Origin of the sequence: Agromyces mariniharenae (assembly GCF_008122505.1) — a bacterium.
In the GTDB taxonomy this organism is placed as follows: Bacteria; Actinomycetota; Actinomycetes; order Actinomycetales; family Microbacteriaceae; genus Agromyces; species Agromyces mariniharenae.
Genome location: NZ_VSSB01000001.1, coordinates 1,555,400 through 1,568,381 on the forward strand (window position 1 = coordinate 1,555,400; position 12,982 = coordinate 1,568,381).

The window sequence follows — 12,982 nt, forward strand, 5'->3', positions numbered from 1 at the left end:
GCGCTGGATTCAGGCGAGTTCGGTTGCGGATCGCCTGAATGCCGAACGATCGCCTGAATTGAGCACGCCGGACGCGGACGTGCAGGACCGCGTCAGGCGCGGGTGGTGGCCGCCTCGACGAGCGCGTCGATGAGGGACTCGGCGCTGCGCTCGCGGGCGATGACGTCGACGCGAAGACCGATCTGCGCGGCATCCCGCTGCGTCTGCGGGCCGATCGCCGCGACGAGGATCGACTCGGGGATGGGGCCGAGCTGCTGCTGCACCTGCTCGGCGACGCTGCCCGACGTCACGAGCACGGCGTGCACGTTGCCGGCACGCACGTCGTCGACGACCTTCGCCGCGACCGGCACGCCCACCGTGCGGTAGGCGACGACGGCCTCGACGTGGTGGCCGATGCGGGCGAGGCCGATCGAGAGCACCTGCTTCGCGATCGCGGAGCGCAGCGCGAGCACGCGCAGGCCCTTCTGGCCCTCGGTCGCCGCCTCCCACTCCTCGAGCAGGCCACGGGCGGAGTTGTCTTCGGACGGGACGATGTCGGCGTGGTAGCCGGCCGCGACGAGGGCGGCCGCGGTGGTCTCGCCGACCGCGGCGACCTTCGTCGAGGCCGGAATGACCGCGCCGTAGGACGCGAGCACGTCGACCGTCGTGGCGCTCGTCACGGTGACCCAGTCGAACCCGCCGGCGGCGAGCTTCGCGAGGGCCGCCTCGAGCGCGGGCTGGTCGTCGGTGGGCGCGAAGTTGATCATGGGCGCGACGATCGGCGTCGCGCCGCGCGCGCGCAGCGCAGCGGCCACGCCATCGCCCCAGGGGCCGCCCCTGGGCACGAGCACGCGCCATCCGGCGAGCGGCTTGCCGTCGTGGAACGGCAGTCCGATCGCGCCGGTCCATTCGAATTCGCTCACGGCGACTCCTCACGAGGTGCAAGATCGGCGGCGCCGTTGCCGAGGAGTTCTGCGACGACGCGATCGGCGACGTCACGAGCCGCGTCCGCCAGATCGGCGGCCGAGCGGCTGTCGGGGGTGGCGGCATGCGAGCTGGTCAGCTGCCGCGTCCCGTCGGCACTGTACACGCTCGCGGACAGGAACAGAAGTTCGTCCTCGATGAACGCGCTTGCACCGACGGGGGCCGAGCAACCGGCCTCGAGGCCAGCGAGCACGAGGCGCTCGGCGAGCACCGTGGCGCGCGTCGTGGCGTGGTCGACGGCCTCGAGGGCACGCTCCAGCGCACGGTCGCCGCGCTCCCGGCGCACCTCGATCGCGAGCGCGCCCTGGCCCGGTGCCGTGGGCCATGCAGCGAGCGGGAGCAGTTCGGTCGCGGCATCCGATCGCCCGAGTCGACCGAGGCCCGCTGCCGCGAGCAGCACGGCGTCGAGCTCGCCCGACGCGACCTTGCCGAGGCGGGTGTCGACGTTGCCGCGGATGTCGACGGCGACGACGTCGGGGCGCGCGGCGGCGAGCTGCGCGATGCGGCGCGGCGAGCCGGTGCCGACGCGGGCGCCCCCGGGCAGGTCGGCGAGCGCGAGGCCGTCGCGGGCGCAGAGCGCATCGCGGGCGTCGGCGCGCTTCGGGATCGCCCCGATGCGCAGGCCGGGGTGGTCGGCCGTGGGCAGGTCCTTCAGGGAGTGCACGACCACGTCGACCTCGCCGCGCAGCAGCGCCTCGCGCAGGGCCGCCGCGAACACGCCCGTGCCGCCGAGCGACGCCAGCGACGCGCGCGAGGTGTCGCCCTCGGTGGTCACCGGCACGAGTTCGATGTCGGCCTTGGCGGCCTTCGCGATGCGCTCGGCGATCTGCGTCGTCTGCGCCATGGCGAGTGCGCTCGCCCGGGTGCCGACGCGGATGACGTTCGACCCGCTCACGGCGCGATCCCCGCCAGCGCCGGGCGGAACCCGAGGCGCACGTTCTCGCAGCATCCGGGGCGGCACACGTCGTACCAGGGACCGAGCTCGGTCATGGCCGGACGGTCGGCGACGGGCGTGCCGTGCACGCGCTCGAGCACGAGGTCGACGAGCCCGGCGACGTACGCCGGGTGGGTGCCCGGCGTCGGCACGCGCACGGCGGCGAGGCCCTGCTCCTGCGCCGTCTCGAGCGCCTCGTTGTCGAGGTCCCAGAGCACCTCCATGTGGTCGCTGACGAATCCGAGCGGCACGATCACGACGGCCTTGCGGCCCGCGGTCGGGAGCTGCTCGATCGCGTCGTTGATGTCGGGCTCGAGCCACGGCATCGACGGCGGCCCCGAGCGCGACTGGTAGACGAGCTGCCACGGCACGTCGGTCGCGCCGGCCTCGCGCATGACGACCTCGGCCACGGCGCGGTGCTGGGCGGCGTAGGCGCCGCCCTCGCCGAACCCGCGCTCGGCGGGGCCCGACTTCGCGGCATCCGTCGACGGGATGGAGTGCGTCGCGAACAGCACCTCGACCTCGGTCGTGCGGTCGAGCCCAGGGTGGTCGGCCACGAGGCCGCCGATGCCATCGCGCACGCCCTCGATGAACGGCTGCACGAAGCCCGGGTGGTCGAAGAACTGCCGCACCTTGTCGATCTGGATCTCGTCGCCCGTGCCGGTGTCGGCGAGCGCGTCGGCGAAGTCCTCGCGGTACTGACGGCAGCTCGAGTACGAGCTGTAGGCGCTCGTCGCGATGGCGATGAGCTTCGTGAACCCGCGCTCCTTCGCCTCGGCGAGCGCGTCGTTGAGGTAGGGGTCCCAGTTGCGGTTGCCCCAGATGACCGGCAGCTCGACGCCGCGCCGCGCGAGCTCGGCCTCGAGCCCGGCCTTCAGCTGCCGGTTCTGCTCGTTGATCGGGCTGATTCCGCCGAAGTGGCGGTAGTGGTGCGCCACCTCCTCGAGCCGCTCGTCGGGGATGCCGCGACCGCTCGTCACGTTGCGCAGGAACGGGATCACGTCGTCCTGGCCCTCGGGCCCGCCGAAGCCGGCGAGGAGGATCGCGTCGTACGCGACGGGCTCCGTCACGTGCTCGGGGCCGGCCTGTGCAGCGCGCGTCGCGCCCGGCACGACCGCTCCGGGCGCACAGGGGGCGGATGCCGCGGGGGCGGGCTTGCGACCGCGATGCGCGGTGCCCGGGGCATCCGCTGCGCCGGTGGAGCCGAGGTTCGCCGCCGCCATTACTGCAGCACCTCGACGAGCTCGGCCGTGGAGACGCGGCGGCCCGTGTAGAACGGGACCTCCTCGCGCAAGTGGCGGCGCGCGTCGGTGGCCCGCAGGTCGCGCATGAGGTCGACGAGGTCGGTGAGCTCGTCGGACTCGAGGGGCAGGAGCCACTCGTAGTCGCCGAGCGAGAACGACGCGACCGTGTTGGCGATCACGCCCCTGAAGGCGGCGCCCTTGCGGCCGTGCTCGGCGAGCATGCGCCCACGCTCCTCGGGCGCCAGCAGGTACCACTCGTAGCTGCGCACGAACGCGTAGACCGTGAGCCACTGCTTCGGCTCGAGGCCGCGCAGGAAGCCGGGCACGTGCGCCTTGTTGAACTCGGCGTCGCGGTGCACGCCCATGGCGTTCCACGTGGGCAGGAGGGCGCGGAACAGGCGCGCACGGCGCAGCTCGCGGATGGCCCACTGCAGGCCCTCCGCGGTGGGGCCGTGCAGCCACAGCATCACGTCGGCGTCGGCGCGGAGGCCCGACACGTCGTAGATGCCGCGCAGGGTGACGCCTTCGTCCTCGACGAGGGCGATGACGCCGTCGAGCTCCTCGACGAATCGGGGAACGTCGTGGCCGTCGAGGTCGTCGGGTCGTGCGGGGTCCTTGCGGAGCACGACGAACACCGTGTAGCCCTCGGGAGACTGCTCGGCGTCGGAATCGGTCTGGAGCGCGTCGGCTGCCGCTTCGGCAGCGGGGGAAGACATGCCTCCAGTCTCCCCCTTCCGGGGCCATCGGCCAAAAAGGGGTCAGGTGCCGAGCTCCTCGAGCGCGGCGGCGATGCGGTCGGCCACATCGGATGCCGCGGCGACGTGCTCGGCGTCCGTCACGACGCCGATCCAGAGGCGCCCGTCGTACGACGCGGCGGTGACGCCGACGCGCACGTTCCCCGCGAGCGGGGCGAGCGGCAGGAGCTCGACGAGCGGTGAGCCCGCGAGCGACAGCCGCCTGCTCGGTCCGGGGACGTTCGACACGACCGCGGCGATGAGCCGCTGGTGCCGCGCGAACGCGTCGAATCCGCGAGCGGCGGCCGGCGAGCGGATGACCGTGCCCGACGCCCGCGCGACGGGCTTCGCCGCACGCGTGGTGCGTGAGATCCGCTCGATGGCGTCGCGCAGGGCGCCTCCCAGCGGAACGGGCACGAGCATCACGCCGACCGCGTTGAGCTGTCCGTCGTGCGAGGCCAGGCGCACGGGCTGCGAGACGGTGACCGTCGCGGGCACGCGCTCGCCTCCCGCGCGCATCGCGTGCGCGAGCCCGCGGCCGACGGCGACGACGAACGCGTCGCCGATCGTGCCGCCGGCAGCGTGCGCCGCGTGGTGCAGTCGGTCCAGGTCGACGGATGCCCCGGCCGCATCCCTTCGCGGTCCGAGCGGTCCGAGCAGCACCCGCGAGCGGATCCACGGGCGCAGGAACTGGCGGAGGCGGTAGGCGAGCACGGCCGTGCGGGACGGATGCCCGGCGGCGGGTGCGCCTGCCTTCGCCACTGACGGCGGGCTCGCGGCATCCGATTCGACCGTGACCGGCAGGGGATCGAAGAGCCCCTCGACGAGCGCGACGGCGTGCGCGCCGTCGGCGATGACGTGGTGGAAGCGGATCACGATGCCGCAGCCGCCGGGGCGGGCGCCGGGCACGAGCACGATCTCCCACAGCGGTCGATCGGGCGGCAGCGGCCGCATCAGGAGGCGCGCGCACACCGCCTCGAAGCCGCGCCCACCCGCGCCGGGCTCCTCGACCAGCACGTGCGCGGCGAGGTCGGGCTCCTGCGGCTCCCACCACCACGCTTCGTCGCGGCGCACCGCGCGCTGCCTGAGGACTGGGAGGCCGCCGATCCGGCGAGCCAGCAGGCGGCGGATCGCGGCGGCATCCGGTCGCCCCGCCGCGTCGACGAGCTCGCCCGTACCGAGGACACCCGCCAGCGTGATGAGGTACGGCTGGCCGCCGTGCACGCTGATGCCCAACGTCGCCGCGTCGATCGGCGAGATGCGCGCCGCCGCCTGCCCCTCCACGCGCCGGAGCCTACTCCGGCGGCGGTCGCTCCGGCCGCCGCCGGCTCACCGCTGCGCCACCTGTGCGCGCATCGCGCCAGTCGTATGGGTGCAGACCGCGTCGAAGTGGCGCAGCGGATGCCGCGGCCACCGTCAGTGCACGAGCCGCGTGAACCGGAACATCGCGAAGTCCTCGATCGGCAGCTCCTCGATGCGCGAGAACCCGGCCTCGGTCGCGTATCGCTCGAGCGTCGCCTGGCGCATCACGGTGCCCGTGCCGACCGACCCCGGCGTCGCGAGGCTGTCGGGCAGGCAGATGAGGATGCTGTAGCCGTACATGAGCCGCTCGACCTCGTCGCCGTCGGGAGCGAACCCGGGCGCGACCGCCTCGTCCATGATGACGACGGCGCCGTCGTCGCGCACCGCCCGCCGCATCGCGTCGAGCACCTCGACGGGTCGCGGCATGTCGTGCAGCGCCTCGAACACGAACGCCGCGTCGAACGCGCCGGGCTCGGCCAGCTCCTCGCCGCCCGCCAACCGGAACTCGACCCGGTCGGCCAGTCCCGCAGCCTCCGCATTCTCGCGGGCGGCCACGATCGAGGGCTCGTCCACGTCGATGCCGACGACTCGCGCCGACGGATACGCCCGCGCGAGCGCCAGCGTCGACCAGCCGTGCCCGCACCCGACGTCGGCGATGCGCGCGCCGGGCCGCGACAGCACGGCGTCGAGCTCGGTGACCGAGGCGACGGCGTCGCCGAGGCGCCGCTCGAACCAGGGCCGGTTGACGTCGGCCTGCGACTCGCGGGCGTCGTCGCCGAACTGCTCCCACGAGACGCCGCCGCCACCGCGATACGCCTCCACGAGCGAGGCGGCCCGCATCGCGGCCGCCGTGATCATGCGCGCGACGGGCGCCATGTAGTCGAGCGAGGCCGCGTCGGCGAGCACTACGGCGTGCGCCGCGGGCAGCGCGAAGCGACGCTCGGACGCGGGCGCCGCGGCATCCGACTCGTCGACGGTGAGGATGCCGTTGACCGCCTGCTGCTCGAGCCACTCGCGGGCGTAGCGCTCCACCGTTCCGGTGCGCTGGGCGAGCTCGGCCGACGACAGCGGACCGGACTCGTCGAGTGCGCGGTACCAGCCGAGCCGATCGCCGAGGTGGATGCTCAGCAGCTCGATCGCGCCGAGCACCGAGCCGAAGACCCGATCGGCGAAGGCCTGGGTCGCTGCGGTCGCGCCGTCGGGCGCGGCCTCGGGTGCCGTTGCGGAATCCGTCATCTCGATCTCCTTCGATCGCAGCCGCCCAGGTGCGGCCTCACTCCCCCACGAGCAGGCGCGTGGAGTGCTCGAGATGCTCGCGCAGCGCCTCGGGTCCCTCGGCCTGCACCGCGTCGAGCAGCTCGCGGTGCTCGGCCACGAGCGACTCGAGCGTGTAGTGCGGTCGCACGTGCAGGAGGAACAGCAGCAGCTCGCTGCCGAGCGCGGCGTGCGCCTCGATGATCCGGGGGCTCCCGGATGCCGCGACGAGCGCATGGTGGAACTCCGCGTGCACCCGCTCGGCCTCGAGCCAGTCGGCGGATGCCGCGAGCCGATCGAGCGCGTCGCGGGCGGGCGCAAGCACGGCATCGGGCCACTCCTGCCCGAGGCGCTCTCGCGCGATGCGCACCGCCTCGACCTCGAGCGCGGCCCGGAGCTGCTGCAGCGCGACGATCGTGTCGCGGTCGAAGCTCGCCACCCGCACCCCGCGGTACGGCAGCGCGACGGCGAGCCGCTCGGCCACGAGCCGCTGGAACGCGGCGCGCACGGTGTGCCTCGAGACGCCGTAGCGAGCGGCCGCGGCCTCCTCGCGGAGCGGGGCGTCGGCCGCGAGCTCGCCGCTCAGGATCTCGGCGCGCACCTCGTCGGCCACGCGCTCGACCGCGGTCGGCGCGGGGTGCATGGCTTCAGCGCCCGTGGCGTCGAGCGGTGACATCGCGGCATCCGCTCGCCGGGGTCACGTGTCGGAGACGACGGCGCGCACGATCAGCCAGACCGTCACGCCGACGACCGCGGCGACGGTCACGCCCGTGGCGATCGCCGCACCCGGCTGCTCCTTCGCGAAGCGACGGAACTCGACCTTCGCGCGCTGGGTCTTTGCGCGCACCTGCTTGGGCACGTTCAGTTTGTCTTCGAGGGCGTCGAGCGTGCCCGCGAACGCCTTGCGGGCGCGCTCGGAGTTCGCCCGCGCCTCGAGGCGCGTGAGGTTGCGCTGACGCGTCTTGGCATCGCGCCCCCTGACCTTGCCGGCGTCAGTCGCGGTCATACTCGCCCGTTCCCTTCACCACGTCGAGGTCCTTGCGCAGGCTCTCTATGGACTCGAGCGGCTCGCTGCCGCGCTTGAAGTTGACGACGCCGATCCACACGAGGATCGCGATGATCAGCACCAGGATGCCCGAGACCGTCAGCGCCGCGGCCCAGCCCGGCATCACGAGCGCGAGCGCGAAGATCGCGGCGACGATGAGCGTGAAGAGCAGGAACACCCCGACGACCGCCGCGCCGGCGAAGAGGCCCGAGCCGATGCCGAAGTGCTTGAGCTTGTAGCTGATCTCGGCCTTGATCTGGTCGAGCTCGGCGCGGACGAGGTCGGACACCCGGTCGGGCAGCTCGCCGACGAGGGTGAACAGCGAACGATCGTCATTCGACGGTGCTGGCATGGTCGCCTCCGGGGGTCAGGAGCCGGACGTGGTCGACCCGCGCGACGATGAGCCGCCCTTCCCGGTCGACTTCGAGCTCGACGAGCTCGACTTCGAGGTGCCCGACGAGGCGGACTTCGACGCCACGTCGGCGGCGCCGTCGACGGCGTCCTCGAGCTTGGACGCGGCGTCGTCGACCGCCGAGCGGGCGGCGGTGGCGGCCTTCGAGATGTTCGCCTTCGCGCTGCGCGCCGCGCGGTTCACGTCGGCCTTGGTCGCGCCCGAGCTCTTCGTGGCGTTGCCGATGAGGCCCTTCACGTTGTCGAGCACCGTGTCGCTCAGGTCGCCGACGCGGCTCATCGCGAACTCCTTCGCGGTGCCGACGCCCTGCTGCACCGCCGGCGTGTTCCAGACGTTCTCGGCCGCGTGCTTGATCTGCTCGTAGCGCTCGCGGCCGGCGCGCGTGCCCAGCACGTAGCCGACGCCGAGCCCGACGACGAAGAGGATCTTGCCCTTCATGTGCACCCCATCTCCCCCTGTGGCCGGCCGTTGGATGACCACAGCGACCCCTCCAGCGTAGACCCCGTGCGAAGTGGCGCAAGGGGGTTGCGGAGAAAGTATGCCGTTGCGGCTATGCGTCGTCTGCGGGAGCGTCGGTCGAGGTGTCGGCCCCCGAGCCGGGCACGTCGCCGGGGCTCACGGCGAGGTGGCGGATGCGGCGTGCCGCCTCGAGCGCGTGCGGGATCACCGACGCCAGCCCCGTGCCCGCGACCCACGAGCCCGTCGCTTCGATGCCGGGCTCGGCGGCGAGCACGTCCTCGAGCGCCCGCACCCGGTCGCGCTGCCCGATCGTCGCCTGCGAGAGCGCGTCGCGCCACGCACTGCGGCCGGAGGCGCGGAGCATCGAGGCGTCGAGCGGCGTGCCGAGCAGTGCGCTCGCGTCGGCGAGCGCGAGCGCCGCGACCTCGTCTTCGGTGCGGCCGTCGAGGGGGTTCGACTCGCCCGCGCGCCCGTAGGAGAGGCGCACGACGTGCCGCCCGTCGGCGAGCTCCGCGAGCCACGACCACTTCGCGGTCGAGTGCGTGAGCGCCTTCGCGGTCACGCCGGGGGTGCCGGCGGCGACGAGCACGCCCGTTCCGCGTGGGGCCGCATCGAGCGCGGGCGCGTCGAGCACGAGCGTCACGAGCTCGACGGATGCCGCACTCGGCCAGTCCGCGGCATCCGACCACCCGAGCGCGGCCTCGTCGAGCAACCGGCGCGAGGCGTCGGCCGGCGCCGCGAGGATCACGTAGGGCGCGTCGAGCGCGAGTTCGCGCGGCTCGGCGCCGGCGGGCTCGCCCGCGACCAGGACGTCACCTGCCGCCGCGGGCTCGGCGGGTGCGTCGACCCGGGTCGCGCTCACGCGCCATCCCGTCGCGGGCGCGCCCGAGCGCTCGTGCGTCGGCTCGGCGTCCGTCTCGGCACGCCTGCCGAGCCGCTCGAGGTTCGTCGCCTCCGTGCCGGTGAGCACCTCGACCCCGAAGCGCTCGAGCTGCGCGGCGAGCGCGTCGACGAGCGTGTGCATCCCGCCGCGGAGGCCCTGCACGGCGCCTCCGGCGCGGCGCTCCTCGACGAGCTGGCCGACGCCGCCCGACAGCGAGCCGGTGCGCGTCATCGCCTCGTTGAGGCCGGGCGCGACGACGTCCAGGTCCAGGTCGTCGGGGTTGGTCGAGTACACGCCTGCGGAGATCGGGGTGACGAGGCGCTCGAGCACGGCGTCGCCCATGCGGCTGCGGACGAGCTTCCCGAGGCTGTGCGCGCGTCCGATCGTGAGGATCGGCATGAGGCGGTCGGCATACGCGCGCCAGGCGCCACGCCAGCCGATGATGCGGCGCACGTCGTCGCCGAGCGGGTTCGCGGGGATGCCGAGCATGCCGGTGCGCGGCAGCGGCGCGGCGTCGAGGCGGCGGCTCGATGCGGGCCAGACGAGCCAGGCGCCTGCGGCGTTCGGCGACTCGACCGCGTCGGCGAGTCCGAGCGCGTCGACGAGCTCGGCGACCGTGCCGCCGCGGGTCGCGAACGACTCCGCGCCGCTGTCGAGCGAGAGCCCGTCGAGCTCGATGCGGCCGACGCATCCGCCGATCGCCTCGCGCCGCTCGAGCACGGTGACGCGCAGGCCGACCTTCGCGCACTCGAGCGCGGCGACGAGGCCCGCGACACCGCCGCCCACGACGATGACGTCGGTGCGCTGGGCGTCGGGTCTCGCGACGCGTCCGGCTTCGCCGGGCGCCGCTCGACCACCTGAGGCGTCGGAGGCGTCGGTCATGCGCCGGCCTCGTGCACGAGCTCGACGACGCGCGTGAGCACCGTGGGGTCGGTCTCGGGCGGAACGCCGTGGCCGAGGTTGAAGACGTGCGCGGGCGCGACCCGGCCTCGGGCGAGCACGTCGCGCACGGCGGCCTCGAGCACGGGCCACGGCGCGGCGAGCAGCGCCGGGTCGAGGTTGCCCTGCAGCGGCACGTCGGCGCCCACGCGCTGCGACGCGACGTCGAGGGGCACGCGGTAGTCCACGCCCACCGTGTCGACGCCGATGCCGTGCATGGCGCCGAGCAGCTCGCCGGTGCCGACGCCGAAATGCACGACCGGCACGGCGCGGGTCACTCCGGCGCCCGCGGCATCCGTGGTCTCGTACTCGACGTCGTGCACGTGCGCGAGGGCCTTCGCCGACGCCGGCGCCACGTGGGTCTCGTAGTCGGCGAGCGAGAGCGCGCCCGCCCAGGAGTCGAAGAGCTGCGCAGCCGAGGCGCCCGCGAGCACCTGGGTGCGCAGGAAGCGGCCGGTGAGCTCGGCCGTCCAGTCCATGAGGGCGCGCCACGCGCCCGGGTCGGCGTGCATGAGCGTGCGGGCGGCGAGGTGGTCCTTCGAAGGACCGCCCTCGGCGAGGTACGCGGCGAGCGTGAACGGCGCGCCCGCGAAGCCGATGAGCGGCGTCGCTGTGCCCGATCCGTTGTCGGTGTCGTTCAGCTCCGCGACCGTGCGCGCGACCGCCTCGGTGATGGGGCCGGATGCCTCGTCGAGGCGCGCGGGGTCGACGGCCGTCAGCTCGGCGACGCCCGCAGCATCCGCGTACCCACGACCGAAGACCGGACCGCGACCGGGCTGGATCTCGACGTCGACGCCGACGAGCTTCAGCGGCACCACGATGTCGCTGAAGAAGATGCCCGCGTCGACCGTGTGGCGGCGCACCGGCTGGAGGGTGATCTCGCTCGCCATCGCCGGGTCGAGGCACGCGTCGAGCATGCGCGTGCCGACCCGCAGGTCGCGGTACTCGGGCAGCGAGCGCCCGGCCTGGCGCATGAACCACACGGGCGTGGTGTCGCTGCGCTCCCCTCGGTAGGCGCGCACGAGGCGCGAGTCGCCCGTGAGGCCGGCGGACAGGGGATGCTGGGGCGAGAGGATCACGCGTGACATTGTCGCGTATCGGGCTGGGCGTGCCGCTCGGCGGCCGGTCGGGGCGTTCCCGCCGGCGGCGGCTGGGAGGATCGAGCATGGCCCGCGAACCACGGATGCTGCAGCCGCCCATCGAGCTCCCCGCCGACGCCGCGCTCCCGCCCGGCCTCGCCCTGCGCCGGCCGCTCGTCGCCGACCATCCCGCCGTCGTCGACGCGATCCCCGAGTGGTGGGGCATGCCCGGCACCCCGCTCCCGCTGCTGCTCCCGCCGCTGTTCTTCCAGCACTTCAGCGACACGAGCCTGCTGGGCGAGGATGCCGCGGGGCTCGCCGCGTTCCTCATCGGCTTCCGGTCGCACGCGCAGCCCGGCGTCGCGTACGTCCACTTCGTCGGCGTGCGTCCCGACCTGCGCGGGCACGGCCTGGCGCGGACCCTCTACGAGGTGTTCTTCGCCGAGTCGCGCGCGGCCGGATGCCACCGCGTCGACGCGATCACGGGCGTGCCGAACCGCCGCTCGCAGGCGTTCCACGCCTCGCTCGGGTTCGCGGCATCCGGCGACACCGACTTCGACGGCGTGCGCGCGTGGCGCGACTACGACGGCCCCGGCGAGCACCGGGTCGCGTTCTCCAAGGAGTTGTGAACTTCGGAGGTTCTTCGCCGGGGGGCGACCGCCCCGTCGGCGACCGCCGCCTCCTCGGAACGACGCTGAGGCATCCTCGTGGAAAACGGAATCACGCGTCGATCGGCACGATGACACGCGATTCCCCCTGTTGCATGAGAGCGCTCGCACGATACAGTCGGTCACGTCGTGTCTCCCCGCACGACGACGTGCCAGCGCTGGCGCGCCTCCGCCCCCGACGGAGAAGAAGAACGACGTGTCCCCGATCGTTTCGAACACCAGGTCCATCATTCGCCCCGGCGACCCGACGCGGCGAAGGCACCCGGCTCCGGGGGGCGGAGGGGGCCGATGAATCCCGCCGCCCATCGCGTCAGCCTCACGGTGCTCGTCGCGCTCGCCGCCGTGGCAGTGGTCGCCGGCATCATGGCCGGCACCCCGATGCTCGAGCGGTACCTGCCGAGCATGCCGGCCGTTCCCGCCAACGGGGTCGGCACGGTCATCGTCGGCATCGGCGTGATCGTGTTCCTCGTCTGGGCGATCGCCCGGCTCGCCCGGTCGGCCCGCGCCCGCTCCCGTCGGGCCGCCCTCGCGTCGTCGGTTCGCGGTGAGCTCAGCTGCGGCATCCGGAGCCGGTTGCTCGAGCAGCGCATGAACGAGCTGCTGCCCGACGAGCGCGTGCGCCTCGGCGCCCGCTACTCGATCGTGGTCGACGAGCTCGGCATCGCCTTCTTCAACGGCGGGCGCCGTCCGCGACGTGCCGCCCACTTCCCGTGGCGCGAGGTGCGCACGATCCGCGCCGACTCGATGGTCGTCGGCGACGCGAAGGTGCCCGTCGCCGTGCTGCGCATCCGCCACCACGGCCACAGCGTCGAGCTGCCGATCATCCTCTCGGCGGGGAAGGTGGGCCGGTACGCGCTCGCCGACGCGCCGTTCTTCGCGACCGTCCGGAGCTGGAAGGCCATGCACCGGGCGGCCCTCGCGGCCGAGGGCCTCGAGCTCCCGCCGCTGACGGCGCCGATCCCGATCATCACGCCCGCGATGCAGGCCGCCGCGGCCATGGGTCGCCGCTGAGGAGTCCTCGGCTCCCGAGTCGCCCGGCGTCCACTCGATTCGAAGCCCCATTCGA

At 73.9% G+C, this 12,982-nt stretch carries 14 protein-coding genes; 2 read left to right on the forward strand and 12 right to left on the reverse strand.

Annotated features, from left to right (window positions below):
- Nucleotides 1–92: 92 nt before the first annotated feature.
- The 12 genes from FYC51_RS07110 to hemE form a co-directional block, all read right to left on the reverse strand.
- Nucleotides 93–902 (reverse strand): uroporphyrinogen-III synthase, encoded by an 810-nt coding sequence (locus FYC51_RS07110; protein ID WP_420797221.1) that lies wholly within the window; start codon nt 900–902, stop codon nt 93–95.
- A complete protein-coding gene (gene hemC / locus FYC51_RS07115; RefSeq protein ID WP_274379480.1) occupies nt 899–1,858 on the reverse strand; it encodes a hydroxymethylbilane synthase in 960 nt (319 codons plus the stop codon). The genes FYC51_RS07110 and hemC overlap by 4 nt, the downstream gene beginning before the upstream one ends.
- On the reverse strand, nt 1,855–3,120 hold the full coding sequence (locus tag FYC51_RS07120; RefSeq protein WP_148732910.1) for a ferrochelatase: 1,266 nt from the start codon (nt 3,118–3,120) through the stop codon (nt 1,855–1,857). The genes hemC and FYC51_RS07120 overlap by 4 nt, the downstream gene beginning before the upstream one ends.
- The gene (gene hemQ, locus FYC51_RS07125) at nt 3,120–3,857 is read right to left on the reverse strand and encodes a hydrogen peroxide-dependent heme synthase (protein ID WP_148732911.1); all 738 of its coding nucleotides are present in this window, start codon (nt 3,855–3,857) and stop codon (nt 3,120–3,122) included. Before hemQ ends, FYC51_RS07120 begins: the two co-directional genes overlap by 1 nt.
- Nucleotides 3,858–3,899: 42 nt before the next feature.
- On the reverse strand, nt 3,900–5,159 hold the full coding sequence (locus FYC51_RS07130; protein WP_148732912.1) for a wax ester/triacylglycerol synthase domain-containing protein: 1,260 nt from the start codon (nt 5,157–5,159) through the stop codon (nt 3,900–3,902).
- A gap of 132 nt (nt 5,160–5,291) precedes the next feature.
- Nucleotides 5,292–6,413, reverse strand: a complete 1,122-nt coding sequence (locus FYC51_RS07135; RefSeq protein WP_148732913.1) for a class I SAM-dependent methyltransferase — start codon at nt 6,411–6,413, stop codon at nt 5,292–5,294.
- A 37-nt stretch (nt 6,414–6,450) separates the two neighbouring features.
- Nucleotides 6,451–7,107 (reverse strand): GntR family transcriptional regulator, encoded by a 657-nt coding sequence (locus FYC51_RS07140; protein WP_238476250.1) that lies wholly within the window; start codon nt 7,105–7,107, stop codon nt 6,451–6,453.
- 21 nt (nt 7,108–7,128) lie between these two features.
- Nucleotides 7,129–7,437 (reverse strand): DUF3618 domain-containing protein, encoded by a 309-nt coding sequence (locus FYC51_RS07145; protein ID WP_148732914.1) that lies wholly within the window; start codon nt 7,435–7,437, stop codon nt 7,129–7,131.
- Complete coding sequence (locus tag FYC51_RS07150) at nt 7,424–7,828, reverse strand: phage holin family protein (RefSeq protein WP_148732915.1); 405 nt, start codon at nt 7,826–7,828, stop codon at nt 7,424–7,426. Before FYC51_RS07150 ends, FYC51_RS07145 begins: the two co-directional genes overlap by 14 nt.
- Nucleotides 7,829–7,843: 15 nt before the next feature.
- Nucleotides 7,844–8,326 (reverse strand): hypothetical protein, encoded by a 483-nt coding sequence (locus FYC51_RS07155; protein WP_148732916.1) that lies wholly within the window; start codon nt 8,324–8,326, stop codon nt 7,844–7,846.
- A gap of 112 nt (nt 8,327–8,438) precedes the next feature.
- Nucleotides 8,439–10,112 (reverse strand): protoporphyrinogen/coproporphyrinogen oxidase, encoded by a 1,674-nt coding sequence (locus FYC51_RS07160; protein WP_148732917.1) that lies wholly within the window; start codon nt 10,110–10,112, stop codon nt 8,439–8,441.
- A complete protein-coding gene (hemE, locus tag FYC51_RS07165) occupies nt 10,109–11,257 on the reverse strand; it encodes a uroporphyrinogen decarboxylase (RefSeq protein WP_148732918.1) in 1,149 nt (382 codons plus the stop codon). Before hemE ends, FYC51_RS07160 begins: the two co-directional genes overlap by 4 nt.
- 77 nt (nt 11,258–11,334) lie before the next feature.
- On the opposite strand from hemE, the gene FYC51_RS07170 reads away from it, so the two are divergent.
- Nucleotides 11,335–11,877, forward strand: a complete 543-nt coding sequence (locus FYC51_RS07170; RefSeq protein WP_222863216.1) for a GNAT family N-acetyltransferase — start codon at nt 11,335–11,337, stop codon at nt 11,875–11,877.
- Nucleotides 11,878–12,204: 327 nt separating this feature from the next.
- The gene (locus FYC51_RS07175) at nt 12,205–12,927 is read left to right on the forward strand and encodes a hypothetical protein (RefSeq protein WP_148732919.1); all 723 of its coding nucleotides are present in this window, start codon (nt 12,205–12,207) and stop codon (nt 12,925–12,927) included.
- Nucleotides 12,928–12,982: the final 55 nt, after the last annotated feature.